The organism is Streptomyces chlorus, from assembly GCF_042655885.1.
GTDB lineage: Bacteria > Actinomycetota > Actinomycetes > Streptomycetales > Streptomycetaceae > Streptomyces > Streptomyces chlorus.
On sequence record NZ_JBHSOA010000029.1, the window covers coordinates 1 to 26,927 of the forward strand.

The window sequence follows — 26,927 nt, forward strand, 5'->3', positions numbered from 1 at the left end:
TGTGATCGCCATAACCACCACGCCCGTTGTCGCGATGGTCGTTGTGATCGCCATAACCACCACGCCCGTTGTCGCGATGGTCGTTGTCCCGCCCGGAGTGGTGGCTCTCGTAGTGCTGGCTGTGACTGTAGTTCTGAGGGGAGGCCGAAGCGGTGCCTGCTGTGCCGACGGCGACACCGCCGGCCATCAGCAACCCTGCGGCTGACGCCGTGGCGAGGCGCCTCGCGCGTTGTGTTCGCATGGGAAATACCTTTCGCTCCATCGTCTCCCGCGTCCCAAAAGGGAGTACGGGAATGGATGGCCGCAGCCGCAAACAAAAGTTGCGACGGGGTCTTTGAATGTCACTGCATGCCGATCCGGTGCACGGGCTCGACCGCCGACGTCTCCAGGCTGCCCGTCGGTACACGCGGGCGATCACTGTGACCATGGTCCGCTCGGTTCGGGAACCGGTCGGCCGGGCGTGCCGTGCTTGCGGCATCACTCAATGAGCCTAGTCACGCATCGGCGCATCGGCACCTCGGGAGACCCATCGCGTTCAGCCGTCACCGCAGGATCCGGACCACGCCCTCCTGGATCACCGAGACGGCGAGCCGACCGTCGCGCATGTGATCCGGTCCTGGCCCTGCAGCAGGCGCCCCGCTCGAGCCTGACGACTGTGTCCGGTGGCGCCGTCACCGGGCGCTGCCGCCCGGCCCCTTGGCGCCCTGCACCAGCGCGGCCGGCACCTGGGCCGCCCCCTGCTCCAACGGCACACCGGGATGCTGCGCGAGACCCTGCCGGAACTGGCCGAGCAGATCCTCGCCGAGCCCGGCTGGTACGCCCTCGCCGGCGCTGAGAGCGCCGGTCACGATCCGGCCGTCCTCCTTGCTGAAGCCGGCACGCCTGTCTGGCCGATGACCCAGTACACGGCGGCCTGGTCCCACGGCGCCGGCTGGTCCCAGATCCTTCGGGCGCGCAGTTCGTCTCAGGCCAGCAGAGCAGCACCGTGCCCGGCCCGCCACACCGTCTCGTACTCGTGGCGGGCGTGTTCGTCCAGGACTGCGAGCGCCTTGCTGATCCGGTTCACGCGCGTTGTATCGACGGCCGGCGTGCCGTCGAAGGCGAACGTGCGCGGGCTCGGGTGGCCGCTGAACAGCGTGCACACCTGACGATCCGCATCCGTGCCGGTGTGCGAGCAGCCCTTGTGGACCGCGAGGACGGCTCGGCGGTGTCATTCCAGTGCCCCGGACTGTCTCCAACTGCGGCGGGTAGAGGGGACGGGCGACAGGGCGGAATCCAGCGATGCTTCTCATCTCTGGGCAGGGGGCAAGGGGATGCCGGGCGGGCAAGGGCTTCGGAGCGTGGGTCAGGGCGTCAGGTACCGCAGACCGGGCGGGTCTTGGTGTGAGACGGAGACGGGCGAAGTACTCGGTGCTCAGGATCCGGGCGCGGCGCTCGTCGTTGAGACAGGCCATACCCCAAAGGGACTGCTGTCGGATTCACTCGCACTGGGCGGAGCACGGCTCCGACGGTTCGGTCGATTTGCCTTGAGCCTGGACAGCGGGTGGTCGACATCGAGAGGTAGCGCCGAACGCGTCTGGCCCGTGCCGCAGCGGACAGGTCGGCGAGCTGAGGGCTCCCGCCGAACCGCAGTATGTCCCGGTGCGGGTGGGCGGGCACCGCGATCAGCTGCGACGGGAGGGGGCTGCGGTGCACCCAGCCGGCTGCATCGGACGTACTCGGATGCAGCGCAGGGCGGCTGAGATGCTGCGCGCTTTGCGGATCCGGTGCCTGCATGCGCAACACCGGTCGTGTCGGCGGGCGATCGGGGATTTCGCGGTCTTTGGCCTGATCAGGCGGCTGGCTGCAGTCGGACACAGCATTGTCCGGGGCTGGGCGCCAGGCATGCCTGGAGCCCTGCCTCGTCCCTGCCCTTGAGGACACCGCGAAGCAGGTGGAGGTTCATGCCGCACACCGTCCGGGTGTGCTCCCGGGCCAGCGCGTGGAAGGGGCAGTTCGCCAGAACGATGGCGTCGTCCTCGTGGCGTGGCTCGAAGCCGTAGCGCTCCAGCAGGTCGAAGACGTTCGTCTTGTTCTGCTCGCCCAGTTGCGTGCCGAGTTCTTCAGCCTTGCGGTGCAGCACCTTGCGCACCGGCTCACCTGTCGCGTCGGATTCCTCCACGGCTTGGGCAAGAAGCCGTCCGGCCAGCTCGTAGCGGCGGTCCGGCAGGTTGATGGCGACCTGCTTCGTCGAACGGCGGTAGAGCTTGGCCGGCCTCCCCGCGCCCGGTCCGGAGCGTCCGCTGCGGCGCTCGTAGACGACGTCCAGCAGCGATTCGTCGGCCAGCCGGTCCAAGTGGAACGCGACGGTCCGCCGAGCCAGCCCGAGGGCGGCGGCCGCCTCGTCACGCCCGACGGGGTTCGCCTGGCGCACCACGTGGTCGTACAGCCTCCTGCGGGTCGGCTCGTCAAGAGCGGCGATGGCGGAGACGTCCGGGTCGCGTACTTCCTTCGGGGTGTCCACGAACACCAGTGTAAAACCCACGGCCATTGACTATAGATCGGATCGACGCTTCTATTGCTAATGAACCTTGTCGATAGAAGGAGAGGGCCATGTCCTCCGTAACCACAAGCACCACCTCCGCCGCTCCGCGGCGGGCGGTGCTCACCGACCCCGGCTACCAGGCGTTCGTGATCCTGCGTGCCGGCTTCACGGTGGCGCCAATCCTGTTCGGGCTGGACAAGTTCGCCAACCTGCTCGTGGACTGGCCCACCTACCTCGCGCCGTGGATCGACAACCTGGTTCCCGGCAGCGCCCAGGCGACCATGTACGCGGTGGGGGCGATCGAGATCGTGGCCGGCCTCGCCGTGGCGCTGGCTCCGCGCTTCGGGAGCTGGCTCGTGGCCGGCTGGCTGGCCGGCATCATCGTCAACCTGCTGACCATCCCGGGCCACTACGACATCGCCCTGCGCGACTTCGGCCTGCTCCTCGGCGCCGTCGCGCTCGCACGGCTCGCCCAGCGCTACCACGCCAAGCCGCGGCCGTGAACAGACGCCGAGCGCACTGAGTCCCTCCAGCGGGTGGAGCCTCACGGCACCACCCGCCGTGCCGCGCCTCCTCGGCAAGCGGGTGCGGGGCGTCCTGCACGCTTCTCATCTGGTGCCGCTCTGGGCGCCAAGCTGCACTATGTGCACTGGCCAGTAACACCTCTAAGAGTGCGGTAAGTGATGGTCTAGCTAATTTCGCACCACTTCGTCCCAGTGGGTAGCAGGCCCCTGACCTCGGCTGTCGAGCCAAACCGGGGAGCCGGAGCCGTGCGCTCGGCCAGGGCGGCGATGTTGATCATTCGACCGCCGGAATCACCCCGTTATGGCATGTCATCACATCGGTGTGAAACGGCAGGAAACATCACTTACCGCACTCTAAGGTTCCCGTCGACAAGGCCCGGCTGACCGTGCGCCACGTCGCCGCCGCGCCCGCAGTCGATGATCCCCGAACGCTGAAGCCGCCAATGCGCCTCTGGAGGGGCTGCGCCGATCGCCACCGGGCTCCAGCCGAAGAGCAAAGAACGTTCAGATGACGATCAGCAGCCCGCTCCCGAGACGCCGCCAGCAGGTTTACCGGCCAGGCCGCTTCTACGGCCCAAGCCGCGCTCGACGAATCGCTCTGCGCTGTGCGGCCGTGGTGGCACCCCAGATCCCGTCGTCCTCGCCATGGTCGATGGCCCATGATCGGCAGACAAGAAGGACGGAGCAGCGGCGGCATATGGTCCGGGCGAGAAAAGCCTCGTCTCCGGGCGACGCAGAGTCGGACAGAGGGAAGAAAATCTCAGGATCCTCGCCTACACACGAAGCCTGATCGCGCCAGTCCGGCGCCATGTGATCTTCGGGGAATGAGCCAGACACGGCACACCTCTACGCAGTGTTCAACAACACCTTTGGCACTTTGCAGCACCAAAGACCCGGCAGAGGTTGCAGATCAGCCTACAACTCGCTGCAGGTCTTCTCCAGCCTTCACGCCTGGAGAAGCACCACCTCCCAGGACGGGGACGTGGTGGAGTTCATACACTGAAGCGGAACGTCGAGCACAGAGCTGGGACCTGCGAAAACGCGGTTTCGGCGTTGGTCATCCCGGCACGAGAGGGCTCGGACGGCCGGGTTTCCCGCCGGTCCTTCCGGGCTTTTCCACGGCGCGCGGCGGGGGAGGCGGTATGGCCCTTCCGGCGGTGGCCGAGTTCAGGCCAGTGCGTTCACGGCTGCCGTGAACAGGCGTGGCAGGCGTGCGGCGGTGGGCATGATGCAGGGAGCGAGCGCGGGCTGCTGTCGGACCCTCACCAGAAGCTCGGTCAGGAGCCGGTGGCGGCGGGTCGCATGCTTCCAGTCGGTTTCGTAGCGGCTGAGCGTGCCACGACGCAGGTTGGTGACCAGGGCTTCGGCGCCGGTGAGGGCGAGGGCGATGCCCTCACCGGTCAGCGCGTCGATGTATCCGGCGGCGTCACCGACGAGCAGTACCCTCCCGTGGGCCCGGGTGCGGGCTCTCTGACGCAGCGGTCCGGCGCCTCGCACCGCGGTGACGGCCGCTTGTGGGGAGAGGCGGCCGGCCAGCTCGGGGAAGTTCTCGAGCTGGGTGGTGAAGGGGGCTCGTTGGGTCGTCAGCATGGCGATGCCGACGAGTCGGGGGCCGAGCGGGGTGACGTACGCCTCCGTGTGCGTTCCCCAGTGCACCTCGACATACGGCGACCAGGGGGGTACCGCGTAGTGCCGACGCAGCCCGTAACGGGGTGCGCCCCGGGTCTTCACTTCCAGGCCGAGGGAGCGGCGCACCAGTGAGTGCAAGCCGTCCGCGGCGACCAGCCACCGGGCGCGCAGCCCCGTCCCGGGGATGGTCACACCTGTGGTGTCCTGCCGTACGTCCTCCACCCGCAGGGGCAGTACGGGCACCCCGGCGGCCAGCACGGCCCGGTGCAGGATGCTGTGCAGGTCGGTGCGGCGCGCACCGATGCCGGGGCCGTAGCGGAACGTGGCCTGGACCTGGCGGGGGCCCTGAATGTAGCGGATGCCGGTGATCGGGTGGCCGGGGACCTCCAGGCCGAGGGCGGCGAGGGAGCGAACGGCGCCGGGCATCAGTCCCTCACCGCACGCCTTGTCGACCGGCGCCCGGCGCGGCTCGGCGATGACGGTGTCGAGACCGGCGCGCGCTGCGTGCAGGGCGGTGGCGAGGCCGGCGGGTCCGCCTCCGACGATCAGCAGGTCGTGGTCGCCGCTCACGCGGGCACCGCTTGGGTGAGGGCCGCGTTCTCGCAGCGGACACGGACCGCGAGCAGCACCGCGTTGGCCACGGTGAAGACCGTGGCAGTCAGCCATGCGGAGTGCACCAGGGGCAGAGCGGCGACCTCCACGACGACCGCAAGGTAATTGGGGTGGTGCAGGAAACGATAGGGTCCGGCGCCGACCAGGCGCGCTCCGGGAACGACGATGACCCGGGTGTTCCAGTACGGCCCGAGCGTGCCGATGCACCACCAGCGCAGGGCCTGTGCCAGTAGCGCGAGCGCCAGCATGGGCCACCCCAGAGCAGGCAGGAACGGTCGGTCGGCGAGCAGGGGTTCGAGCAGACAGCACGCGAGCAGACCCGTGTGCAGGGCGACCATGACGGGGTAGTGGCCACGGCCGCGCTCCACACCGGCGCGGGAGAGGGCCCATGCCGCGTTGCGCCGGGCGACGACGAGTTCGGCGACGCGTTCGGCGGCGACGGCGAAGACGAGAAGCGCGTACCACGGCATGAGAACCCTCACCAGCGCAGCAGGACGAGTTCGGAACAGAACCCCGGACCCATCGCCAGCAGCAGACCCCACGTACCGTGCTCGGGTCGACGGGACTCCCGGATGCTCTGCAGGATGTGCAGTACGGATACGGATGACATGTTCCCCACCGCCGCGAGGGAGCGCCGTGCGGAGTCCAGGGCGTTGCCGGGCAGGCCGAGGGTGTCGCTCACTGCGGACAGGATCCTGGGGCCTCCCGGGTGGCACACCCAGGTCCCGATGTCATCGATGGTCAGGCCGTGTTCAGCCAGGAAGGCACGCAAGTGCCGGCCGAAGTGGTCCCTGACGATGCCGGGGACACCGGCATCGATCACGACGCGGAATCCACCGGCGCCGATGTCCCATCCCAGGAGCTGTTCGGTATCCGGATACAGGCGGCTGCGCGTGGCGACCACGAAGGGCCCGGCTGCGTCCGGTCGGGCGCTGCCACTGCCACGTGCGACCAGAGCTGCCGCGCCGTCACCGAACAGGGCGCCGGCAACGAGGTTGGCGCGGGAGTCGTCACCCTGCTGGAGCGTCAGCGAGCACAGTTCGACGGTGAGCAGCACGGCGGTGTCGTCGGGGTGCCCGCGAAGGTAGTCGTGCACCCGGGCGAGGCCGGCGGCGCCCGCGACACAGCCGAGGCCGAACACCGGAAGTCTCTTGACGTCGGGCCGCAGCCCCATGCGCCCGGCCAGCCGGGCGTCGAGCGACGGAGCGGCGACGCCGGTGATGGAGGCGCACACCAGCAGGTCGACATCGGCCGGTCCGAGCCCCGCCTCGTGCAGCGCGCCGGTGAGGGCTTCCTCGCCGAGTTCGAGGCCCGCCGCCATCCACGCGTCGTTGCTGTGGCCGAAGTCGCCGAGAACCGCGTACCGCTCGATCGGCAGGGCGAGATGACGCGTACGCACCCCGGCAGACGCGTGCAGGCGGCGCAGCAGGGCGCGGTCCGCCCCCGGAAGCAGGCACAGGTCGCCGATCGGCTCGGTGAGTGCCTCCTGGGCGTAACGGTGCGGTGGCAGCGCGGTACGGACGGCGGCGATGGTGGTCGGCGTGGCAGGCACGGCCGTCCGGTGCAGCGCGGTGGGCGGGGAAGGGGCATGCTCGACGATCACGGGGACACGCATGTCGTTCATCCCTTCCTCGCCTGAGAACCCGATTACCGTGCGTACGTGTCTCTCCACCCGTCTGGGGTTCTCTCGCGCACGACACACCGTGTCCCGGCGTTGCTGCGCTCGTGCCATCTGGAGCCGACGGTCGCCGTGACCGTGTTCGTGACGGTCCTGGCCGTGGTGGCGGGCCGTGGGGCAGCCGGATCGGTGGCCGTGGCCCTGGCCGTGCTGGCCGGTCAGCTCTCGATCGGCTGGTGCAACGACGCGGCCGACGCGCAGCGCGACATGACCTGCGGGCGCGGCGACAAGCCGGTGTGCACCGGCGAGCTCCCGCGCTGGGCGGCGGCTGCCGCGGCCGGAACGGCCTTGGGGTTGTGCGTGCCGCTGTCGCTGCTGAGCGGGGTCGCCGCGGGAGCGGCGCACCTGGGGGGCGTGGCCGCTGGCTGGACGTACAACCTGCGGCTGAAGCACACGGTGCTGTCACCGCTGCCCTATGCCACGGGCTTCGGCTCGCTGCCGGCCTTCGTCACGCTCGGTCCGCCCTCGCCGGCCTGGCCCCCCTGGTGGGCGGTGACCGCGGGGGCCCTGCTGGGCGTGGGCGCCCACCTGTCGAACGTGCTTCCGGACATCGAGGACGACCTTGCGACCGGTGTGCGCGGGCTGCCACAGCGGCTGGGCCGTCCGGCCTGCCGATGGCTGGCACCGGTCGTGTTGCTGACGGCCGTGGGCGTGCTGGTCGCAGGACCGCCCGGGACGGTCGGAGTCACGGGCTGGGCACTGGCAGCGGCGGCCGTATTCGTCGCGGTCGCGGGTACGGCTGTGCGGTCGGAGGCCGCCGGCCGATGGCCGTTCCGGGCGGCGATCGTAGTGGCCGGCATCGCTGTGGCCCAGCTGCTGCTACACGGCTCGGCCATGGTCTGACCGCGCACCGAAGAACAACCCGCGGACCGGACGGTGCCTGTGACCAGGCCAGTACCCAACGCTCCCTCGGATCATCCGATGCAGCAGCCTCTCCTCCGACGGGAGACACGGGCGCGGGCTGCCCCCCGTCGAGGGCCGGGCTGTCATACCGAGGAGCGCGGGCGCCCTACCGGACCTCCCGGTGACGGCAGGCCCAGGGTGCGAGGTATCGATAGACATCGACTGTGACCTTGACGGATCGGCAGCCGAGCCGACGGGAGGACCCTGTCACATTGGCCGACCGGGTGGAATGATCTTCGGGATTCGTCCGGCCGCCACCGCGCCCCCAAAGACCGCCGCGCGCGACGGAGCTGCGAAAAGGGCGCGTCAACCGCAGCTGACGAGGCGCCAGCGAAGTCAGCATCAGGTCAGCAAGAGTCCTGCCACAGCTGCCCACAGACGGCCACACCGTGGAACCGCCCGCCACCCCGGCGCAGGTCCGCGCCCCGCTCAGCCGTCCTCCCGCCGTCCTCCCGCCGTCCTCCCGCGGGCGACCGAAAAGCGGGAGACAGCGCCCGGCCACCTCCCGCCCACCAGCCACCAGCCACCAGAACTCAGGCATTCCCGCAGGTCGACGAACCCTTCCTCGCGGTTTCAGCGGTACCGCCGGCAGTTCGGGGGCAGGCAGCGGAGCACCGTCGTAGCCCTTCACCTCGCCGAACCGTGTGCCTTCCATCCAGTCGCGGCGCGCCTGTTCGATCTCCTCCTGGGTGCGGCCGATCCAATTCCAGAACATAGCGAACCGTGCACGCATCCGTGCAGGTCAACGGCATTCCGGACCGCCGACGGTTAGCAAACTGTCAGCATCGGTCCCGGAGGATTCAGCAACCGTGAGTTCCGCTGCCGAGCCGGCGCTGCGCCCCACCCCACTAAGAGCTCGTCTCATGTGGCGATGTGGCCTGTTTGGTGGTCAGTTGTTCCGGCGCAAGGTGTCGTGTTGCTCGGCGCTGTTGGACCTCTGACCCTCCTCGCGAAGGTTGGTGACGAGACCGGGGGCAGCGACGTCGATGGGGTGGGCGAAGGCTTCTGCGGCTACCTCTCGGGCAAGGGTCGGATCTGTGCCCGGCCAGAGGTGGGTGAGCATGAGTCGGGTGGCGCCTGCCTGGTGGGCGTACTGGCCGGCCAGTCGTGCGGTGAGCAGGTACGGTGCGTCGGCGGTTGGTACCTGGTGGATGTACGTGGCTTCCGACAGGAACAGGTCGGCGCCTTGCGCAAGGCGCGGGAGGTCGGAGCTGGGGCCGGTGTCGCCGGTGTAGGCGAGGACGGCCTCGGGTGTGGTGAGCCGAATGCCGGCATTGGGTACGAAGTGCGGCAGGAGCCAGGTGTCGGTGGTGAAGGGGCCGATATCGAACCGGTCGCCGGGGGTGAACCCGTAAAGGTGGTAGGCCTGGGCGAGCATGCTCGGTTTGTCGAGCGCCAGAACGGCATCGACCGCGCCGTGCGGGGCGTAGACGGGCAGAGCGGGCGGCGGGTCATCGCGCAGTCCCCGGGCCCGTAGCAGAGGGTTGAGGTCGGCGCAGTGGTCGGGGTGTCCATGACTGACGAGCACGGCGTCGACCGCGTCGACGGTGCTGTGCTGGAGCAGGCGCGGCAGTGTGGCATATCCGGGGTCGATGAGCAGGCGGAATCCGGCGTACTCGACGAGGTAGCCGCTGCATGCCTGGACTGCTGTGGGCCACGCACCGCAGCCGCCGAGAACCGTCAGTTGCATGACACGAGACCGTAGCGCCGTGCCTTGGCTGTGACCAGGCGATTTCCGAGCATGAGGGGCGAGCATGGTCGAGACTCTGATTCCGGAGACTTTGTGGGAGCTGTTCCAGCGGGTAGTGCCTTCGGTTCCGACGCGGCCGCAGGGCGGCGGCCGACGGCGGCACGGCGACCGTGAAGTCCCAGCGGCCCTGGAAGACGCTCCCCAGGTGGAGTTGGCCACCGCCGAGTGGATCGACTGGTACAACCACCGCAGACTGCACGGTGAGATCTCTACCGAACCCGGGGCGGTTCAATCCGACGCGGGAGTGGACGGTGCAGCAGGCGAGGAACCTCGCCGCCGACCTCGGGATACGCAGGGAGTCCCTGCGGTTTCTGCTGCGCGATCGAGACGGCAAGTACGGCGAGGCGTTCGACGCCGTCTTCGAGGCAGAGGAACTGGACGTGATCAAGACCGCGCCGCGGGCGCCTCGTTCGACGTCCCTTGGGCTCAGCCGACCAGGCGGGAACGGTCGGCTGTGATGTGGGGTGGGCCGAGGTGTTCGAGCAATAGTCCTTCCCGGGTGGACCACGGGCAGATCTCGACGTTCTTGACCCCGCAGGCTTCCATGAGGGCCTGTGCGATCAGGGCTCCGGCCAGGGACTGTTCGGCGCGGTGCCGGGAGATGCCCGGCAGCTTGGCACGGCGGGACGGTCCCGCGTCGGCCAGCAGGGAGACTGACGTGCGCAGTTGGGGTAGCGCCAGCCGCCGTCCGGCTCGCGGTGACTTGCCCTGGGCGGCAGCGAGCCGGGCGAGCTGTTCGAAGGTCTTGGAGCAGGCCAGCACCCGCCCACCTGGTTCGGCCTGCGGCAGACCGGGCACGGCTTCCAGGGACCGCTGAAGGTGCTGCCGGATCTCGGCCAGGCGGCGTTGGGATGGCGCGGTGCCGCCGGGAAGCCAGTCCCGGGTGATCCTGCGAGCACCTAGTGGCAGCGAGTGGACGGCGCGGGGCTGGTCTCCGGTGCCGGAGGCGATCTCTACGGTGCCGCCGCCGATGTCCAGGACCAGCAGCTGCCCTGCCGTCGGTCCTGCCCACTGGCGGGCGGCCACGTAGGCCAGCCGCGCCTCCTCAACGCCGGTCAGCACGCGCAGGCGGGTGCCAGTGGTGCGTGCCACCCGCGCGATGATCTCGTCGCGGTTGGGCGCGTCCCGGATGACGGAGGTCGCGAACGCGAACACTTCCGGTCCGCGCGGACGCGGGTCGGCGGCGACGGCCTCGGCCACTGCCCGCTCGACGCTCTTCATGCCGGCCTTGTCCAGCCGCCCCTTGCGGTCGAGGGTCTCGTGCAGTCTCAACCGCACCTTGCGGGAGAACACCGGCTCCAGCACCGTCCCCGGGCGCCGGCGCACCACCGTCAGCAGAGCACTGTGGCACCCGACATCGAGCACACCGGCCTGCCGCATCCCATCACCCCCCTGGCCCCACGCTCGAGCGGACCGGCTCCTTCTCCGCTCTTCCGGCAGCCCAGACGACGACGCGACGGGGATTCCGGCCCACCGCGTGAGCATATCGTCACCACCCGTGCACCCTCCGCCCCGGCCCGCAGCGGTAGAGCCGTGGACGATCTCACGCCGACTGCGCACGGAGGCCCCGGATCCTCGAACCGTACGGTTTCGCCCACCGTGGTCCTTTCCCACGATGGCCCTGTCAGCGCCGGTTGGGCAGCACCGTCACCCCGGACACTCCGGCGGGCGCTGTCACGTTGACTGACCGGGCGGGATGATCTTCTGGTCGGTGATGCTGGGAGGGGTCGTCCGTGGACAGCGCGCCGCCGTCGTACCAGGGGCACCGGTACCCGGTGGGGGGCATCGCGCACTGTGTGTGGCGGTACTTCCGCTTCCCTCTGTCGTTCCGCGAGGTCGAGGAGCTGGTGCCCGAGCGCGGCGTGCTCGTCTCCCACGAGACCGTCCGCCGCTGGTGCGCCAAGTTCGGGCAGGCCTACGCCGGCGCTGCGCCGCCGGCGGCCCCGGCCCGGGGACACATGGCACCTGGCCCCGGACGGCGCCGACGTAGAGCAGCGGCATAAGCCGGGCCGAACCGGCGCGTCCACTGATGGACTGTCTCGTGGCTGACCTCGATGCCGCGCTCGAGCATCAACTCCTCGATGTCGCGCAGGCTCAGGTTGAAGCGGTGGTACAGCCAAACGCAGTGGGAGATGCCCTCCGGAGGGAAGCGGAAACCCCGGTACGACGGCGTCACCACGGACAGCCCCTCCAGCGATTCGACCAGGCGGATGATCATGCCGCCCGAGGAGGCCACCACTCAACCTGACAACGCCCTCAGGCGGTCCGCGCCACCACGCTGCCGCCTTGGCAGGGCTCCAGGGCTGTGAAACGCTCGCTTCATGGCATATCTGTCCCGCGTCTGCACGTCGATCTCGAACGAGTGAGCCCGGCTGCCTGTCGGGGGTTCATCCGGATCCAGGCTCCCGTTCGGGAGTAAGGAACAGCCATGAGCACGACCGAGCACGCTCACGACCGCGACGACCACAGTGACCCCACCTTGTACCGCACTCCGGCGGATGCCGTCGCCGCGCCCCCGGAGAAGCTCGCCTATGTCGTCGGTTTCGACCCGACCGCACAGCGCGCGGACGCGTTGTTCACCGTCGGCACCGACCCCGAATCCTCCGTATACGGCCGCGTGACCTCCCATGCCGAGCTGCCCGACCCGGGCAACGAACTGCACCACTTCGGCTGGAACGCCTGCTCGAGCGCGCTGGCGCATGCCGGTCATCATCACGCTGCGCGGCGCTACCTCATCGTCCCGGGACTGCGCTCCTCCCGGCTGCACGTCTTCGACACCAACCCCGATCCCGCCCGCCCGCGCCTGGTCAAGGTGGTCGAGCCCGAGGAGCTGGCCGCCAAGGCCGGATACTCGCGCCCGCACACACTCCACTGCGGCCCCGACGGAATGTTCCTGTCCTGCCTGGGCAGCGCGGACGGTGCGGACGGGCCCGGCGGCGTCGCGCTGCTGGACCACGAAAGCTTCGAAGTGCTGCGCGCCTGGGAGAGCGACCGCGGACCGCAGCGGCTCGCCTACGACCTCTGGTGGCACCTGCGCCAGAACATCGCCGTGACCAGCGAGTGGGGGACCCCCTCGATGATCGAGGACGGCCTCGTCCCCGAACTGCTGCTGGATCGCCGCTACGGCCACTCACTGCACTTCTGGAAACTGGACTCCGGCCGGCACCTGCAGCGCGTCGATCTGGGGGACGAGAACCAGATGGTGCTGGAACTGCGCCCCGCGCACGACCCCGAGGCCACGTGGGGGTTCACCAACACCGTGGTCAACGTGGAGGACCTGTCGGCGTCGGTGTGGTTGTGGAACCGGGAGGGCGAGGACTTCGTCGTCCGCAAGGTGATCACCGTCCCGGCCGAGCCCGCGCAAACGGAGGACCTGCCCCCGGCGCTGCAGCCGTTCGGCGCCGTGCCCCCATTCATCACCGACATCGACCTGTCCGTGGACGACCAGTGGCTGTACATATCCGCATGGGGAACCGGCGACCTGCTCCAGTACGACGTGAGCGACCCGTTCCATCCCAGGCAGACCGCGTCCGTGCGTCTTGGCGGCATCGTCGGCCGACAGCCGCACCCCGCCGAACCGGACACTCCGCTGACGGGCGGAACGCAGATGGTCGAGCTCAGCCGCGACGGGCGGCGCGTGTACCTGACGAACTCCCTGTACGCCGCCTGGGACGCACAGCTCTATCCCGCGGGCATCGACCCGTGGATGGTCAAACTCGACGCCGACACCGCGCACGGCGGGCTCTCCGTCGACAGCCACTTCTTCCCGCACGGCCCGGACTTCCTCGGCCTGCGCGTGCACCAGACGCGCCTGCAAGGCGGCGACGCCTCCTCTGATTCGTACTGCTACCGCCGCTGACCGCCTGTGCTCCACGAGCGTCGGCGCCGCCGCAGTAGCGGCTTTGCCTGTCATGCCGGCGTTGTCAAGTTGTCCATGGCGTGTCTGGCTGATGGTGTGGTGGGGCCGGGCGCGCCCGGCCGGCGCCGGCCTCACTCCGGTGCGCGGCTCATCTCCAGGAGCCGCAGCCAATCGCGCACCGCGACAGTGCAGCTTGCCCTGTGCACCCGGTTCATCGAGGACCCAGGCAATGCGGCTACGACGCTTTGGACGTCTTCAGTGGATCAGCTCCGGGATGGCGGCGCAAAGAATTCCAGCTGGATGTTGTCAGGGTCACGCAGGGCGAGTCCGGATCCGTAGTGGGCGTCGACGATTTCGCTGTGCTCGATGCCTAGGTCGTTCAGGCGCTTCCGCCAGTTCCCCAGTTCGGCTCGGTCGACGCAGGCGAAGGCGACATGGTCGAGGCCGACTCGGCGCTCATCGAATCGAGCCCGACCCTGATCAGTGCTCGCGGTGTCGGGAGGAAAGGCGTGGAGACCGAGCATCGTGCCGTTCCCGAGGGCGAAGATGATGTGGTGAAAGGGGCCGGTGTCCTCGTCCAGGATCGGCTCGGCGCCGATCAGCCGCTGGTACCAGGCCGCGCTCGTACGCAAGTCGGACACGGTCAGTGCAACATGTGCCAGTGCAGGAAAATTCGGCATCGTCACTGCTCCCTTGAGAGTCAGTTTTTGTTCGCCACGTCCGTTCGCCGGGTCGGCATGTCCCGTTCGCACCACGGCCGGCAGATCGACTCTCTGGACAACAAGGCCAGTCCCGTACGGGTAGTCGCAAGGAAACACCGTCAATCTCACAGTCCCAGACCAGCACGATCGCGTCCAACGCAGAACAGACCCATGCCGGGGCACGGTAGCCCCGCCTGAGTCGGGTGAGACGGCGACCCCACCGAGAAAAAGCCACAGTGACTCCCAAACTCATCGACATTGATCATGAGAAAGGGCCCCGGAGTGACTACCGAATTCTGTCCCCTGTCATCCGATCGAGGCGTTTGACGGACACTGCCAGGGGCGTCCGGGCAGACAAGGGGGTCAACGTCCTTGGCAAGGTCGCCCTTGGTATGGAAGTCCCGTTCGTCGGGGATCTTCGCCGCGCGGCAGCGGTCCCGGTCCTCGGTCCAGGACTTGAGGAGGTAGAGCTCACGGTCGACCAGAGCGCGGCCTCGGGTGGAGGTGTAGGCGGCGAAGACCCCGATCTGGCTGGGGGTACCCCCTTTGGGGGATTTTCGGTGCGGCCGGCGGTGCCGGAGTACTGGCGTTGCACGCCCGCGGAGGTGGTGCCCTTCTTGACGAAGCCGGTGTCGTCGATGATCAGGACTCCGTCGTCCTCGCCGAGGTGTTCGGCGACGTAGTGCTGGAGCTCGTCACGGATCTCGTCCGTGTCCCAGCAAGCACCGGCGAGCAGGTGCTGGAGCCCGTCGGGGGTGGCGTGGCTGGCGTATTCGGCCAGCTGCCGGCCACTCTTTCGGCCGACCGGGCCGAGCAGACCGCGAACGTAGTCGCGCATCCGCCGGCGTGGCTCCACGCGGCCGAAACGATGGCCGACACGGAGGAAGAGGTCTTCGAGTTCGTCGTCCCAGGTCTCGGCTGCAGGCTCGTTGATCACGACGGGAGGCTGCCCCGGCCACTGCCGTTACCAACGCCGATTGCACACGATCGAGGGGCGGCCCCGTGAAGACCGCCCCTGACGGGCCACCGGCCCACTACACTCACCACGCGCAGCCTCTGAGCAGGCAAAACGTCGAAGTCCTGCTGGAGTACCAGGCGCTCGCCGGTCTTTACGCTGTGCAAGCTCCTCGTCGTCGACAAGGGCGATCATCGGCTGGTCCGGCACGCACAGCATGGTGACGATGAAGCGGCTCCAGGAGTCGGTGCGGTTGTTGCCGGCCTGGTAGTGGATGACGTCGCCGGCCGGTTCCCAGAAGGTCTCCCCTGCTCGGATCACGCGTTCCGGCTCGCCTTCGAGCTCGAAGCGCGTCTCTCCTTCGAGAAGGTATCCAAAGGCCGGTCCGGGGTGACGATGGGGAGGGGTGCCTGGGTCGCCGGGAGGAAACTCCACGTGAATGGTCATGACCTCGGCGCCCTCGGGGATGTGCGGCGGCTTCACCGTCTGGAGCACTGTGACGGCCGTTTTCCATACATCGGAGCGCGGCTGCTGTCCGGCGCCGCCGGACGACTCGTTGTGCGACATGGCGTTTGCTCTTCTTTGAGGCAATCAGAGTGGGAGCGACGCGCGCATCGCCCCGGACTGGCGCAGCAAGTCGAGTGCTGGAGGGGGACCGTTCAGGAGAGCCAGTCGGTGTAGTGGGTGGGGGCGATGCGGGCGTCGTTCGGGGCGGTGAGGACGTCGCCGTGGGCGGCGGCGAACATGCCGGCGCTGTCGTCGGTGACGACAGAGCGCCCGTCGCTCTTGGCGGTCAGGGTGAGTCGGCCGAGTTCGTCGAGGGGGTAGACGTCGGGACCTGCGATGTTGAGGGCGCCGTTCAGAGGGCTGCCTGCGGCGACTTCGGCGACAATGCCGGAGACGTCCGCAGCGGCGATCGGCTGGATTGGCGTGCGTGGCAGGCGGACGGTGTCGCCGTCGGCGGTCATGGCCAGGGTCGCGTCCATGAACTCCATGAACTGCGTGGCGCGGACGATGGAATACGGGATCGGACCGGCCTTGAGGGTGTTTTCCTGAAGCACCTTCGCCCGGTAGTAGTCCAGATCGGGCACTTGGTCCGCGCCGACGATCGAGAGGATGACGAAGTGCCCGACCCCGCCCTTCTCGCTCGCGGCAAGAAGGTTGTCCATTGAAGTCTGGAAGAAGGCGAGCGAGGCGTCGTCGAAGGTCGGGGAATTCGTCAGGTTGATGACGACGTCGACGCCCGCCACGGCCGCCTCCAGTCCCTGGCCAGTGATGACGTCCACGCCGCTGGACAGGGAGTGCGGTACGGCTTGGTGCCCGGCCGCGTTCAGGTTCTCCACGACCCGTGACCCGATCAGCCCGGTTCCGCCGATGACTGCGAACTTCATGATCTAACCTTCCTTTGACGACATTGCCCGACATACGGCTTATGTAACCTTAACCTCACTCTACGTACACCCGGACTCGGACACTCTCGCCCCGGCGAGCACGGCCACACCGTCGCCGCAGGCCTCGCCCCCTTGGCCGATCTGCTGCCTTGGCCGATCTGCTGCGCGCCGCGTTCACCCGCCACACCGTCACCGTCGGCAAATCCCTGTGTATCAGCGGCACCCACTGGAGGACGCCCCCGCCGCGGCCCTCGAGCAGCGCGACGTCCGACAGGCTGCTTGAACCCGTCTGGGGCCCGGTCCTGTCCGACCGGGCCCCAGCCCGCGATGGGGCACAGGGCGGCCCGCACGGGACCGCCCCCATCGAGAGGCCACGTCATGGCTGACCGCCCCGTCCGCGTCTACCTGGTGATCAACTCGGGCCCGCTGTTCGGCGGCCGTCTCATCCGCGTGCTGCTCACCGACACCTCGCTGAACGGCGGTCTCCTCGCCGCCGAGCTGCAGATCACCTACCTGCAGCCGAGCCCGTGGGGCGCCCGAACAGGGCGCCCCACGGGTGCCGTCACCGGATCCGGTGGACGCAGGCCTTGGCGAGCGCCACGGCCTCGGCGAAAGCGGGAGCGGCCGCCGCGCCAGGCCGGTTCTCGCCGGCCAGGTCCGCCGCCTGCACCAGGGCGAGGCCGGGCGCGACCTGAGCTTCCCCCGAGATGCGGAGTTGCGTGACAGCAGGCCAGATGGGTTTCGTGAAAGGAGCCCAGACGATGCCTGCCCCGAGGAAATATCCGCTGGAGTTGCGTGAGCGTGCGGTGCGGATGTACCGCACGGCCGAGCCGAAGCCCGTGATCCGCCATATGGCCGAGTAACTCGGGGTGCATCCCGAGGCCCTGCGCGGCTGGATCCGGCAGGCCGAAGCGGATGCCCGTGAGCGGAGTGACCTGCTCACCACCGAGGAGAAGGAGGAGCTGGCCCGGCTGCGGCGCGAGGTGCGGGAACTGCGCCGGGCGAACGAGGTCCTGCGGACGGCATCGGCTTTTTTCGCCGCACAGCTGTGCGCCACGAGGCGCCGTGTTGATCGAGAGGCGGTGGGAGACCGTCTCCGTCAGGTCGTCGTAGCGGCCTGATTGAAGCTTGAGGACAGCCTGATCCGGGGAACGCCGGTGAGGGTGGCAAGCGGCCCCGACGAAAACGGGACGTGCTGGAACTGCCAGACGGTGCGGGTCCGTTCAGCGAGGTCAGAAGGTGTAGCGAGAGCGAACCAGTGGTGGACGCCCCGTAACAGCGAAGCCGGGTCAAATCTGGTGGATATGAGCCGGTATGCAGTGCGTGAGATCCGGACCTCTCGGTTCGGAACTCACCTCCGAAGCCGTTTAGTTCTGTCGGTGGGGAGGCCACGTCGAAGGTCTGCGGCGTAGACGTGGCGATGCTGCCGGGGTAGAGCTGGGCGCCTCCCTGACCGATCGGTCACATGGTGAACGTGGGAACCATCCGCGGTCGCCCGTCCTCCACCACGTCTGTGGTCACCGTCAGGTTGGGGTGGCGTTCGGTGACGGTCCGGGCGGCCTCCGCGAGGCCGTCGCGCACCCACTGCCGCTGGGTGCCCCGGTCGCCCGCGTCGAAGGCGTCGCGCACCTCGAAGCGCCAGGCGCGCACCAGGCGCAGCGGCAGCCCGCGGCGCTCGGCCTCCCGCCCTGCCCACGCCGGCGCGGCGAGGCTCTCCTCCGATCCGTCCACCCCTGCCGTGATCGGCCGCGTCATGCCGTCCGCCTCCCTGTGTGGTGAGCCGTCCTCGGCCCAGTCTCCCCCACCGGGTGATCACGGAAGCGGGCGGCCGGGACGACGACCCTCCGCACACTCAGACAAATCGGACGATCAAACATACGATGGGCGGGAGCCGGCGCGGTGCCGCAAGGGCGCACCGGGCCGCCTGTCCGACCACGCGGGGTGGCAGACACATGGCACAGGCCGTGGAGCCGACGCGGACCGTCATCATGACCGTGGACGACGATCCGGGGGTCTCCCGCGCCGTCGCCCGGGACCTACGGCGGCGCTACGGCGCCTCGTACCGGATCGTGCGCGCGGAGTCCGGCGAGTCCGCGCTGGACGCGCTGCACGAGCTGAAACTGCGCGGCGACCTCGTCGCCGTCATCCTGGCGGACTACCGCATGCCGCGGATGAACGGCATCGAGTTCCTCGAACAGGCCCTGGACGTGTACCCGGGCGCGCGGCGGGTCCTGCTGACCGCGTACGCGGACACCAACGCGGCGATCGACGCGATCAACGTCGTCGACCTGGACCACTACCTCCTCAAGCCCTGGGACCCGCCCGAGGAGAAGCTCTATCCGGTCCTGGACGACCTGCTGCAGGCCTGGCGATGCAGTGACTACCGGCCGGTGCCCAGCACCAAGATGGTCGGGCACCGCTGGTCGGCGCGGTCGTCCCAGGTGCGGGAGTTCCTGGCCCGCAACCAGGTGCCCTACCGCTGGTACTCCTCCGACGAGCCCGAGGGCAGGCGGCTGCTGGCCGCCGCCGGGCAGGACGGGCAGCGGCTGCCGCTGGTGGTCACCCCGGACGGCACGCCCCTGCTGGAGCCGGAGGCACCGGAGCTCGCGGCCCACGTGGGGCTGGCGACGACACCGGCGGCCGACTTCTACGACCTCGTCGTGGTGGGCGGCGGCCCGGCCGGGCTCGGCGCTGCCGTGTACGGGGCCTCGGAGGGGCTGCGGACGGTGCTCGTGGAGCGCTCGGCGACCGGCGGGCAGGCCGGGCAGAGCTCCCGGATCGAGAACTACCTGGGTTTCCCGGACGGCGTCTCCGGCGCCCAGCTGACCGACCGGGCCCGCCGGCAGGCGGCGAGGTTCGGCGCCGAGATCCTCACCGCGCGCGAGGTGACGGGCCTGGAGGTGGGCGGCGCGGCCCGGACCGTACGGTTCTCGGACGGCTCGGCGGTCGCCGCACACAGCGTGATCCTGGCGACCGGGGTGTCCTACCGGCAGCTGCCCGCGGCCGGCGCGCGGGACCTGACCGGCTGCGGGGTGTTCTACGGTTCGGCTCTGACCGAGGCGCCGTCCTGCCAGGGCCAGGACGTCTACATCGTGGGCGGCGCCAACTCGGCGGGGCAGGCGGCGATGTACCTGGCACGGGGCGCCAAGTCGGTGACCCTGCTGGTGCGGGGCTCCTCCCTGTCGGCGTCGATGTCGTACTACCTGGTCCAGCAGATCGAGGAGGCCCCCAACATCTCGGTGCGCACGGGCACCGTGGTGGAGGCCGCGCACGGCTCCGGCCACCTGGAGAAGCTGACCCTGCGCGACACGGCGAGCGGGCGGAGCGAGCTGGTCGACACCCAGTGGATGTTCGTGTTCATCGGCGCGGCCCCGCTCACCGACTGGCTGGACGGCACGGTGCTGAGGGACGGGCGCGGGTTCATCCTGGCCGGGCCCGACCTCACGCCCGACGGACGTCCGCCTCCCGGCTGGGAGCTGGACCGGCCGCCGTACCACCTGGAGACCAATGTGCCCGGCGTGTTCGTCGCGGGTGACGCGCGCGCGGAGTCCGCCAAGCGGGTCGCGTCCGCCGTAGGAGAGGGAGCCATGGCCGTGATGCTCGTCCACCGGTATCTGGAGCAGTCATGAGCGGCCGGCCGATGCCGTGCAGCCCGAAGGAGATCGGCTCGCTGTTCCTGTTCGAGAAGTTGTCGGGCGAACAGCTGGGCCGGCTGTGCCGCGAGGGGCGGATGGAGCGGTTCGACCCCGGACCGGTCTACACCGAGGGCGAGCCGGCCGCCTGCTTCTACGTGATGCTGGAGGGCACGGTGGTGCTCTCCCGCCGGGTCGGTGGCGACGACGTGGAGGTCATCCGGTCCTCGCAGCGCGGGGTTTATTCGGGCGCCATGCAGGCGTACCTCGGGGACCGGCTGCGGCAGGTCTACAACAACTCGATGCGCGTCACGGAGCCGACGCGGTTCTTCGTGCTGCCCGCCGAGACGTTCGCGGACATCATGCGCGAGTGGTTCCCGATGGCGGTGCATCTGCTGGAGGGGCTGTTCTTCGGGTCGAAGAGCACCCAGGCGGCCGTAGGGCAGCGGGAGCGGCTGCTGGCGCTCGGGTCGTTGTCCGCCGGGCTCACCCATGAGCTCAACAACCCGGCGGCGGCGGCCGTCCGGGCCACCGCGACGCTGCGGGAGCGGGTGGCCAGGATGCGGCACAAGCTCGCCCTCATCGCCGAAAGTTCTTTCTCCAGGGACCAGTTGGCGAATCTCATCGACATCCAGCAACGCACCGCCGAGCGGGTCGCCAAGGCATCGGTGCTCACCCCGCTGGAGGTGGCCGACCGCGAGGACGCCCTCACCGACTGGCTGGAGGACCACGGCATCGAGCAGGGCTGGCAGATCGCGCCGACCTTCGTACAGGCCGGGCTCGACGTGGACTGGCTGGAGCAGGTCGCGGCGGCCGTCGGGCAGGAGATCCTGCCGGGCGCCGTGGGGTGGCTCAACTACACGGTGGAGACCGAGCTGCTCATGGACGAGATCGCGGACTCCACCACCCGAGTCTCCCGTCTGGTGGACGCCGCCAAGCAGTACTCCCAGCTGGACCGTGCCCCCTACCAGGTCGCCGACGTGCACGAACTCCTCGACAGCACGCTGCTGATGCTGTCCGGAAAGATCGGGCCGCGGATCAGGATCGTCAAGGAGTACGACCGTACGCTGCCGCGGATCCCCGCCTACCCGGCGGAACTGAACCAGGTGTGGACCAACTTGATCGACAACGCGCTCTGCGCGATGGACGGCGAGGGCGGCGACGGCACGCTGACCGTGCGCACCGCGCTCCACGACGACCAGCTTCTCGTCGAGTTCCGGGACACCGGGCCCGGCGTGCCGCCGGAGATCCGCGACCGCATCTTCGACCCGTTCTTCACCACCAAGCCGGTCGGCCGGGGCACCGGTCTGGGGCTGGACATCTCCCGACGGATCGTCGTCAACAAGCACCACGGCAGCATCGGCGTGGAGTCGGTGCCCAGCGACACCCGTTTCCGGGTACTGCTGCCCCTGGCCGCCGTCGAACCCGACGGAACGGCACTCTCCTCCGCCTCGTCCGACGGGCCGCCGCTCACGTCCGAGGACCGTACGACATCCCAGGAGCCGACATGACCAGCGACACCGGAATCGACCCCCGCGTCCCGCCCAGCGGCACCGGCTGCGTCGAGTGCGACGCCGCAGGCGGCTGGTGGTTCCATCTGCGGCGCTGCGCGCAGTGCGGCCACATCGGCTGCTGCGACGACTCCCCCGGCAAGCACGCCACCGCCCACCACCGGGCCACCGGGCACCCGGTGATCCGCAGCTACGAGCCGGGCGAGGGCTGGTTCTGGAACTACGACACGAACGAGCTGTACGAGACCGGCCCCGAACTCGCGCCACCGGGGAGCCACCCGCCGGACCAGCCGGCGCCCGGTCCGGCGGGCCGCGTCCCCGCGAACTGGGCGGACGTGCTGCGCTGAGCCGTCCCGAGCTGCCCACCGTCGCACGTGCGCGGCATATTGTCATGCGCATGCCATGCAGCATCCGCCCGCAGCTGCCCACAGACAACCAGACCCTGAAATCGCCCAACACCGGAAACCGAGCCTGCGGCACGCCCAGCCGCCCTCATGCGAGCGACCGAAGGGCGGGAGACACAGAGCCAACGGCACGTCACCCGCCCCCACGGGGGTGTCCTACCGATCGGCGATTATTCGGTGGATCTGTTCTCGTCACGCTCCTACAGTGATCGGACCCGACATCGTCACGAAAAGCGGATCATGCGTGTGCACTACCCCCGTACGCCTCATCTCCCATGGTCGCCGGGGGCGGCGTCGGACGACATACGAGCCGGTGATCTGTCCGGGCTGCGCGGCCGCGAGGTCGTGGTCACCGAGAAACTCGACGGGGAGAACACCACCCTCTATGCCGACGGGCTGCACGCCCGGTCGCTGGATTCTGCGCACCATCCCTCGCGGGCGTGGGTGAAGAGCCTGCAGGGACGGATCGGCGCGGAGATCCCGCATGGCTGGCGGGTGTGCGGCGAGAACCTCTTCGCGCGGCACTCGATCGCATATGGAGACCTGGAGAGTTGGTTCTACGGGTTCTCCGTCTGGGACGGCGGCAACCGCTGCCTGGACTGGGACCGGACGGTCCGGTTCCTGCGGCGGCTGGGAGTTCCGGTGCCGCAGGTGCTGTGGCGGGGTGTCTTCGACGAGCGTGCGCTGCGCGCGCTGCGGTTGGACACCGTGCGCCAGGAGGGCTACGTCGTACGCACAGCCGAGGGGTTCGGCCGGCAGGAGTTCGGGCAGCGGGTGGCCAAGTGGGTGCGCGAAAGACACGTTCAAACCGATACGCACTGGATGCACGCCGCTGTCGTGGAGAACGTTCTGGGCCCGAACGCCGCGCTGTGGGCGGTGCGTTCGGGGGCGGCCGCCGACGTGCCGTCCCTGTCGGCCGCGCTGGGCGTCGCCCCTGAGGATCCGGCCGCCGCCGAGGCCGCCGTCGCCGATGTGTCCGCGAGACTGGACGTGCTGGGCCGGTCCGGGGACGCACGGCTGGAGGGTGTCCTGGCCGCGATGCTCCACAGCACGCGCCGGGCGTGGCTCGGGCCCCGCCTCGCGGGGCCGCTGGGCATGCCGGGCGCCCGCCGCATCGCAGATCTGGTCGGGCTGTCCCCAAGGCTTCAGCGCCCGTACCCGGACGGCGACCGCCGGACCGGCCTGGCACGCTTCGCTCTCGCCGCCGACCTGGGGGTGCTTCACGCGGTCGCAGGGGCGGTCGCGCACACCGCCGAGGCTCGCGAACAGGTCGAATGGTCCGCGGTGCATGCCGAGGAGGCCGGGCTGCTCGGCGAATCCCCGCTGAAGCCGCTGCGGGCCGGGCTGCGGGACGCACTCGCCGGCCTCGGCTCCGCTGCCGCCGACCGGTGCTGGGCGGAGGCGCGGGACGCGTTCGCCAAAGGGCGGGTCTCCACCGTCGACGCGGCGGTGGCGGCGAGCTGGCGGTGGCGTTCCGGGGCGTTTCCCCGGCTGATCCATCTCGTCGGGCCGTCGGGCAGCGGGAAGAGCACCTTCGCCGGGAGTCTCCCCCGGACCGACTCGTGCATCTCCCTCGACGATCTGCGCCAGGCCCGGGGCTCCCGGGCCGACCAGCGGGCCAACGGGGAGGTCTTGCGGGAGGGGCTGGGCCGGCTCGACTCTGCGCTGGCCGGCGGCGGGACCGTGGTGTGGGACGCCACGTCCCTCAACCAGCACCAGCGTTCTCTGGTACACGGGGTGGCACGGCGCCGCGACGTCCTGGTCACTCACGTGGTCGCGCTGGTCGACGAGGAAGAGTTGGCACGGCGCAACAAGGGGCGTGCCCACCCGGTGCCGCCCGAGGTGCTCGCCTCGCAGCTGCACCGGTTCACCCCGCCCTACCCGGCTGAGGCCCACCGCACTTGGTACCTCGGAGCGGGCGGAACCGTCGACGACACCGCAGGCACGTTGGACGGCACCATGGACGGAGGAGAGACGTGATGCGTACGAGCGACGAGATTTATCACCGGGTCCGCTGGGACCCGCGGTTCGATCCGGCCCGGTTCGTGCTGGGGATCACCCAGCGCGGTGCCGCCCCCGAGCGAATCCCGCTGTCCTCGTTCGTACCCGGCGGCGACATCCCGTGGCACCGGGTGCTGTTCGTCGAGGCGGACGGCGAGCTGGTCTGGGACCGCACCACCGGTGTGGACCGCATCGACACGTCGGACGCCGGCCGGGTGCGGAACCCGCGCCTGCTGCGAGCGCCCTTCTTCACAGCCGGGACGCCCCACGCATGGGAACCGGCAGAGGGATGGCGACCCGCGGACGGCGCACCCCGGACGACCGTGCCGAGCGCGGGAAGTCTGCGCGTACTCACCTGGAACACGCTGTGGGACCGGTACGACAGCGACCGCATCGACACCACCCGGCGCCGCCCCCTGTTGCTCTCAGCCCTGGAAGACGCCGACGCGGACGTCATCGCGCTCCAGGAGGTCGAAGCCGGTCTGCTCGCCCTGTTGCTGCGGGCACCCTGGGTCCGCGCCGGTTACACCCTGGGCACCGCCCCGGGAGGGAAGGACATCGAGGACAGCGGGCTGCTGCTGCTCAGCCGACTGCCCGTACGGGAGGCGGGGCGGCACGAACTCGGACCGCACAAGGCCGTCACCGCCATCACCGTGGAGACCGGCTCCGGTCCACTCGTGGTGGCCACGACCCATCTGAGCAGTGACCACTCCCCCAACGGCCCGGCCCGGCGGCAGGCTGAACTGGGCCGGCTCGCCGAGGGACTCGGCGGCGTGGGCGGCGATCTGATCCTGGTCGGTGACTTCAACGACGGCGGCGACGAACCGGCCGCCGCGCTCGGGCTGCGGGACGCCTGGACGGAGGTCCACGGGCCCGGCGACCGGACGCCCACGTTCGACCCGGGCGTCAATCCGCTGGCCGCGGTGTCCTCACTGTCCGGCCGGGCCTCCCGGCTGGACCGGATCTTCCTGCGCGCGGGACGGCTGCGGGCGACCGGGGCATTCCTGCGGGGCGACTCGCCCACAACGGACGGGCTCTACGTCTCGGACCACTACGGCGTGGAGGCGGACCTTCAACTGAGCGGTACCGAGTCCACGGACGTCCTCGACGCCCGGCCGACAGCCCGCACCGCGTTGACGTGGATACCTCCCCAGGAGCTGTGGCCGATCCTCCAGGGCATCCGCCGGGAGCACGATCCGCAGTTCCACCGCTGGCCGCCGCACGTCAATCTGCTCTTCGGTTTCGTGCCGGAGTCCGACTTCGAGCGAGCCGCCCCGCTGCTGGCCGAAGCGGCGGCCGGCACGGCGGCCTTCACCGCCCGGCTGGACGGGGTGCACACCTTCGGGCACCGGGACGACGCCACCGTCTGGCTCGATCCGGCGGCGGCCGGCGAAGCACCGTGGGCAGGACTGCGCCGCACTCTGGAGGAGCGCTTTCCGCGCTGCCGCGGGCGCGCCGAGGGCTTCACCCCCCACCTCACCCTGGGCCGGGCGAGGGATCCGCAGCGCCTCGCCGCCGCATGCGCCGCCCGGCTCGACGGCATGTCGGCACGGGTCGAAGAGCTGGTCCTGCTCTCCCGCCGGGGCGACGAACCGATGCGTCCACGCGCCACGATCGCTCTCGGAACGGGCGACGTGCGATGGCTGCCCGAAACCCCCGAACCCGCTACCACCGAACCCGCTACCACCGAGCCGACCGCAGAGAGCGAGGCCCAGGCCGCCCTGGCGCGCAGGACGGCGCAGCGCATCTCCGCGGCGCTGGGTGACGGAGTCGTCCACATCGTCGGATCACGGCGCATGGGCTGCGCCCTGGCCGGAGCGGACCTGGACCTGGTCGCGGCGCTGCCGGGCAGCGCCGACCTGGCCGGCGTCCGGGCACGGGTGACCGCCGCGCTGCCGGGCGCCACCCGGGTGCGCCAGGTGACCGGCGCCCGGGTGCCGGGCCTGCGGCTGCGCACCGGTGATCTGGACGTCGACCTGGTCATCGTCGCCACCGGAACGCTCGACCCCGGCGAAGCAGTGGTCCGCCGCGCCGAGTTGGACGAGGGGGCGGCGATCGCCCTGAGCGCGGTGAGCGACGCGGACGCGGTACGGGCCGCGGTGGGCGACCACCACACCGCTTTCACCCCGCTCGCCAGGCAGGTGAAAGCGTGGGCCGGGGCGCGCGGCCTCGACTCGGCCCCCTTCGGTGGACTGCCGGGCCTGGCCTGGTCGGTGCTGGCGGCCCGTACGACATGCGAGGCCACGGACCCGGCCGCTCCGGACCTGCTCCGCCACTTCTTCGGCACCTGGGCCGCCTGGGACTGGCGGGACCCGGTCGGCCTCACCTCCACCGGAACGGGACCGCACACGCCCGTGGCACTCATGACGCCCACCGATCCCGTCCGCAACTGCACCGGACAGGTCGGCGCCTGCTTCCGGGACCTGCTGACCGATGAGCTCTACCGCGCCTGGACCGTCCTGGAAACGGCAGCGGATGCGGGCACGAACCCCTGGCCCGAGCTGTTGTCGCCGCCCTCCCTGCACCGGCAGCACGCAGCCTGGGCGATCCTGACCGTACGCCCGGGCCCTGCCGAGGAGTTCGAGGAGACTCTGGGGCGCGTCCGGGGGCGTCTGCGAGCGCTGCTCACCGCTCTGGAGGACGCCGGAGCGGCGGACGCGTACGCCTGGCCCCGCCCGTTCGAGACCGGGCCGGCGCTCGCACGGTACGCGATCGGCCTCGGCCGTACCCCGCCCGACGCTGCCCGGCTCGCGGAAATCTCCGAAGAGTGGGGCAGAGACCTGCGCGGCGTCGACGTCACGTGGGCGGAGTGCGGCACCGTACCGACCCTGCGCTGACTGGAAGGTGACGCGT

Annotated in this window: 22 protein-coding genes and 7 pseudogenes; 13 read left to right on the forward strand and 16 right to left on the reverse strand. The window is 70.0% G+C overall.

The genetic code is table 11. The features are described 5' to 3' along the window. Together ACFPZI_RS14790 and ACFPZI_RS14795 are read left to right on the forward strand one after the other, a co-directional pair. Positions 1–205, forward strand: a 205-nt coding sequence (locus ACFPZI_RS14790; protein ID WP_381363233.1) for a hypothetical protein, incomplete at its 5' end; no start/stop codon positions are given. A 475-nt stretch (positions 206–680) separates the two neighbouring features. Beyond that, a pseudogene (locus ACFPZI_RS14795) lies at positions 681–875 on the forward strand (mobilization protein); the annotation flags it as partial. 89 nt (positions 876–964) lie between these two features. On the opposite strand, the gene ACFPZI_RS14800 reads toward ACFPZI_RS14795, so the two are convergent. Then, on the reverse strand, positions 965–1,144 hold the full coding sequence (locus ACFPZI_RS14800; RefSeq protein ID WP_381363280.1) for a hypothetical protein: 180 nt from the start codon (positions 1,142–1,144) through the stop codon (positions 965–967). A gap of 687 nt (positions 1,145–1,831) precedes the next feature. Continuing rightward, positions 1,832–2,509, reverse strand: a complete 678-nt coding sequence (locus tag ACFPZI_RS14805; RefSeq protein ID WP_381363274.1) for a helix-turn-helix transcriptional regulator — start codon at positions 2,507–2,509, stop codon at positions 1,832–1,834. A gap of 83 nt (positions 2,510–2,592) precedes the next feature. Here ACFPZI_RS14805 and ACFPZI_RS14810 point away from each other — a divergent pair, with 83 nt between their 5' ends. Next, the gene (locus ACFPZI_RS14810; RefSeq protein ID WP_381363235.1) at positions 2,593–3,027 is read left to right on the forward strand and encodes a hypothetical protein; all 435 of its coding nucleotides are present in this window, start codon (positions 2,593–2,595) and stop codon (positions 3,025–3,027) included. A 588-nt stretch (positions 3,028–3,615) separates the two neighbouring features. On the opposite strand, the gene ACFPZI_RS14815 is transcribed toward ACFPZI_RS14810, so the two are convergent. The 4 genes from ACFPZI_RS14815 to ACFPZI_RS14830 all read right to left on the reverse strand — a co-directional run bounded on the left by ACFPZI_RS14815 (position 3,616) and on the right by ACFPZI_RS14830 (position 6,904). Further along, a complete protein-coding gene (locus tag ACFPZI_RS14815; protein WP_381363276.1) occupies positions 3,616–3,858 on the reverse strand; it encodes a WhiB family transcriptional regulator in 243 nt (80 codons plus the stop codon). 357 nt (positions 3,859–4,215) lie between these two features. Then, positions 4,216–5,247, reverse strand: coding sequence for an NAD(P)/FAD-dependent oxidoreductase (locus ACFPZI_RS14820; RefSeq protein WP_381363237.1), 1,032 nt, complete (start codon positions 5,245–5,247; stop codon positions 4,216–4,218). Then, positions 5,244–5,759 carry an isoprenylcysteine carboxyl methyltransferase family protein gene (locus ACFPZI_RS14825; protein ID WP_381363239.1) on the reverse strand — a complete coding sequence of 172 codons (516 nt, stop codon included), beginning with the start codon at positions 5,757–5,759 and terminating at the stop codon, positions 5,244–5,246. The genes ACFPZI_RS14820 and ACFPZI_RS14825 overlap by 4 nt, the downstream gene beginning before the upstream one ends. A gap of 8 nt (positions 5,760–5,767) precedes the next feature. Then, positions 5,768–6,904: a type III polyketide synthase gene (locus ACFPZI_RS14830; RefSeq protein ID WP_381363277.1), complete on the reverse strand. Its 1,137-nt coding sequence runs from the start codon at positions 6,902–6,904 to the stop codon at positions 5,768–5,770. Positions 6,905–6,949: 45 nt separating this feature from the next. Between ACFPZI_RS14830 and ACFPZI_RS14835 the strand changes: the two genes are divergently transcribed. Further along, positions 6,950–7,810 (forward strand): UbiA family prenyltransferase, encoded by an 861-nt coding sequence (locus ACFPZI_RS14835; RefSeq protein ID WP_381363240.1) that lies wholly within the window; start codon positions 6,950–6,952, stop codon positions 7,808–7,810. Between the two features lie 613 nt (positions 7,811–8,423). On the opposite strand, the pseudogene ACFPZI_RS14840 reads toward ACFPZI_RS14835, so the two are convergent. Together ACFPZI_RS14840 and ACFPZI_RS14845 are read right to left on the reverse strand one after the other, a co-directional pair. After that, positions 8,424–8,585: pseudogene (locus ACFPZI_RS14840) on the reverse strand (pirin family protein); the annotation flags it as partial. A 174-nt stretch (positions 8,586–8,759) separates the two neighbouring features. Then, the gene (locus ACFPZI_RS14845) at positions 8,760–9,560 is read right to left on the reverse strand and encodes an MBL fold metallo-hydrolase (protein ID WP_381363242.1); all 801 of its coding nucleotides are present in this window, start codon (positions 9,558–9,560) and stop codon (positions 8,760–8,762) included. Positions 9,561–9,871: 311 nt separating this feature from the next. Here ACFPZI_RS14845 and ACFPZI_RS14850 point away from each other — a divergent pair, with 311 nt between their 5' ends. Then, a complete protein-coding gene (locus ACFPZI_RS14850) occupies positions 9,872–10,078 on the forward strand; it encodes a hypothetical protein (protein WP_381363244.1) in 207 nt (68 codons plus the stop codon). On the opposite strand, the gene ACFPZI_RS14855 is transcribed toward ACFPZI_RS14850, so the two are convergent. Then, positions 10,047–11,000, reverse strand: coding sequence for a Ppx/GppA phosphatase family protein (locus ACFPZI_RS14855; RefSeq protein ID WP_381363245.1), 954 nt, complete (start codon positions 10,998–11,000; stop codon positions 10,047–10,049). The genes ACFPZI_RS14850 and ACFPZI_RS14855 overlap by 32 nt on opposite strands. A gap of 353 nt (positions 11,001–11,353) precedes the next feature. Between ACFPZI_RS14855 and ACFPZI_RS14860 the strand changes: the two are divergent. Beyond that, a pseudogene (locus ACFPZI_RS14860) lies at positions 11,354–11,588 on the forward strand (IS6 family transposase); the annotation flags it as partial. On the opposite strand, the pseudogene ACFPZI_RS14865 reads toward ACFPZI_RS14860, so the two are convergent. Next, positions 11,587–11,805, reverse strand: a pseudogene (locus ACFPZI_RS14865) (IS6 family transposase); the annotation flags it as partial. The pseudogenes ACFPZI_RS14860 and ACFPZI_RS14865 sit on opposite strands and share 2 nt — an antisense overlap. 243 nt (positions 11,806–12,048) lie before the next feature. Here ACFPZI_RS14865 and ACFPZI_RS14870 point away from each other — a divergent pair. Beyond that, entirely contained in the window at positions 12,049–13,479 is a 1,431-nt protein-coding gene (locus ACFPZI_RS14870; protein WP_381363246.1) for a selenium-binding protein SBP56-related protein, read from the forward strand. 263 nt (positions 13,480–13,742) lie between these two features. Here ACFPZI_RS14870 and ACFPZI_RS14875 read toward each other — a convergent pair whose 3' ends face one another. The 5 genes and pseudogenes from ACFPZI_RS14875 to ACFPZI_RS14895 all read right to left on the reverse strand — a co-directional run bounded on the left by ACFPZI_RS14875 (position 13,743) and on the right by ACFPZI_RS14895 (position 17,349). Then, entirely contained in the window at positions 13,743–14,309 is a 567-nt protein-coding gene (locus ACFPZI_RS14875; RefSeq protein ID WP_381363247.1) for a VOC family protein, read from the reverse strand. A 157-nt stretch (positions 14,310–14,466) separates the two neighbouring features. Next, positions 14,467–15,117, reverse strand: coding sequence for an IS701 family transposase (locus ACFPZI_RS14880; protein ID WP_381363249.1), 651 nt, complete (start codon positions 15,115–15,117; stop codon positions 14,467–14,469). Positions 15,118–15,273: 156 nt separating this feature from the next. Continuing rightward, positions 15,274–15,702 (reverse strand): annotated as a pseudogene (locus tag ACFPZI_RS14885) (cupin domain-containing protein); the annotation flags it as partial. 92 nt (positions 15,703–15,794) lie between these two features. Next, on the reverse strand, positions 15,795–16,526 hold the full coding sequence (locus ACFPZI_RS14890; protein WP_381363251.1) for an SDR family oxidoreductase: 732 nt from the start codon (positions 16,524–16,526) through the stop codon (positions 15,795–15,797). 562 nt (positions 16,527–17,088) lie between these two features. After that, positions 17,089–17,349, reverse strand: coding sequence for a hypothetical protein (locus ACFPZI_RS14895; protein WP_381363252.1), 261 nt, complete (start codon positions 17,347–17,349; stop codon positions 17,089–17,091). A 46-nt stretch (positions 17,350–17,395) separates the two neighbouring features. Between ACFPZI_RS14895 and ACFPZI_RS14900 the strand changes: the two are divergent. Further along, positions 17,396–17,569, forward strand: a pseudogene (locus tag ACFPZI_RS14900) (hypothetical protein); the annotation flags it as partial. Between the two features lie 457 nt (positions 17,570–18,026). Here ACFPZI_RS14900 and ACFPZI_RS14905 read toward each other — a convergent pair. Continuing rightward, positions 18,027–18,281, reverse strand: a pseudogene (locus ACFPZI_RS14905) (universal stress protein); the annotation flags it as partial. Positions 18,282–18,478: 197 nt separating this feature from the next. On the opposite strand from ACFPZI_RS14905, the gene ACFPZI_RS14910 reads away from it, so the two are divergent. From ACFPZI_RS14910 to ACFPZI_RS14930, 5 genes are all read left to right on the forward strand, one after another. Further along, positions 18,479–20,155 (forward strand): NAD(P)/FAD-dependent oxidoreductase, encoded by a 1,677-nt coding sequence (locus ACFPZI_RS14910; protein ID WP_381363254.1) that lies wholly within the window; start codon positions 18,479–18,481, stop codon positions 20,153–20,155. Continuing rightward, positions 20,152–21,669 (forward strand): ATP-binding protein, encoded by a 1,518-nt coding sequence (locus ACFPZI_RS14915; RefSeq protein ID WP_381363256.1) that lies wholly within the window; start codon positions 20,152–20,154, stop codon positions 21,667–21,669. Before ACFPZI_RS14910 ends, ACFPZI_RS14915 begins: the two co-directional genes overlap by 4 nt. Further along, positions 21,666–22,016, forward strand: a complete 351-nt coding sequence (locus tag ACFPZI_RS14920; protein WP_381363257.1) for a UBP-type zinc finger domain-containing protein — start codon at positions 21,666–21,668, stop codon at positions 22,014–22,016. The genes ACFPZI_RS14915 and ACFPZI_RS14920 overlap by 4 nt, the downstream gene beginning before the upstream one ends. A 297-nt stretch (positions 22,017–22,313) precedes the next feature. Next, a complete protein-coding gene (locus ACFPZI_RS14925) occupies positions 22,314–24,053 on the forward strand; it encodes an RNA ligase family protein (protein ID WP_381363259.1) in 1,740 nt (579 codons plus the stop codon). Continuing rightward, positions 24,053–26,911: a poly(A) polymerase gene (locus ACFPZI_RS14930; RefSeq protein WP_381363261.1), complete on the forward strand. Its 2,859-nt coding sequence runs from the start codon at positions 24,053–24,055 to the stop codon at positions 26,909–26,911. Before ACFPZI_RS14925 ends, ACFPZI_RS14930 begins: the two co-directional genes overlap by 1 nt. Positions 26,912–26,927: the final 16 nt, after the last annotated feature.

What these genes read in the sequence shown, in the direction of transcription:
- ACFPZI_RS14920 (WP_381363257.1), top strand. Translation starts at nt 21,666, where the DNA reads ATGACCAGCGACACCGGAATCGACCCCCGCGTCCCGCCCAGCGGCACC.
- ACFPZI_RS14825 (WP_381363239.1), bottom strand. Translation starts at nt 5,759, where the DNA reads ATGCCGTGGTACGCGCTTCTCGTCTTCGCCGTCGCCGCCGAACGCGTC.
- ACFPZI_RS14910 (WP_381363254.1), top strand. Translation starts at nt 18,479, where the DNA reads ATGGCACAGGCCGTGGAGCCGACGCGGACCGTCATCATGACCGTGGAC.
- ACFPZI_RS14915 (WP_381363256.1), top strand. Translation starts at nt 20,152, where the DNA reads ATGAGCGGCCGGCCGATGCCGTGCAGCCCGAAGGAGATCGGCTCGCTG.
- ACFPZI_RS14930 (WP_381363261.1), top strand. Translation starts at nt 24,053, where the DNA reads ATGCGTACGAGCGACGAGATTTATCACCGGGTCCGCTGGGACCCGCGG.
- ACFPZI_RS14870 (WP_381363246.1), top strand. Translation starts at nt 12,049, where the DNA reads ATGAGCACGACCGAGCACGCTCACGACCGCGACGACCACAGTGACCCC.
- ACFPZI_RS14815 (WP_381363276.1), bottom strand. Translation starts at nt 3,858, where the DNA reads ATGGCGCCGGACTGGCGCGATCAGGCTTCGTGTGTAGGCGAGGATCCT.
- ACFPZI_RS14855 (WP_381363245.1), bottom strand. Translation starts at nt 11,000, where the DNA reads ATGCGGCAGGCCGGTGTGCTCGATGTCGGGTGCCACAGTGCTCTGCTG.
- ACFPZI_RS14845 (WP_381363242.1), bottom strand. Translation starts at nt 9,560, where the DNA reads ATGCAACTGACGGTTCTCGGCGGCTGCGGTGCGTGGCCCACAGCAGTC.
- ACFPZI_RS14890 (WP_381363251.1), bottom strand. Translation starts at nt 16,526, where the DNA reads ATGAAGTTCGCAGTCATCGGCGGAACCGGGCTGATCGGGTCACGGGTC.
- ACFPZI_RS14810 (WP_381363235.1), top strand. Translation starts at nt 2,593, where the DNA reads ATGTCCTCCGTAACCACAAGCACCACCTCCGCCGCTCCGCGGCGGGCG.
- ACFPZI_RS14830 (WP_381363277.1), bottom strand. Translation starts at nt 6,904, where the DNA reads ATGCGTGTCCCCGTGATCGTCGAGCATGCCCCTTCCCCGCCCACCGCG.
- ACFPZI_RS14925 (WP_381363259.1), top strand. Translation starts at nt 22,314, where the DNA reads ATGCGTGTGCACTACCCCCGTACGCCTCATCTCCCATGGTCGCCGGGG.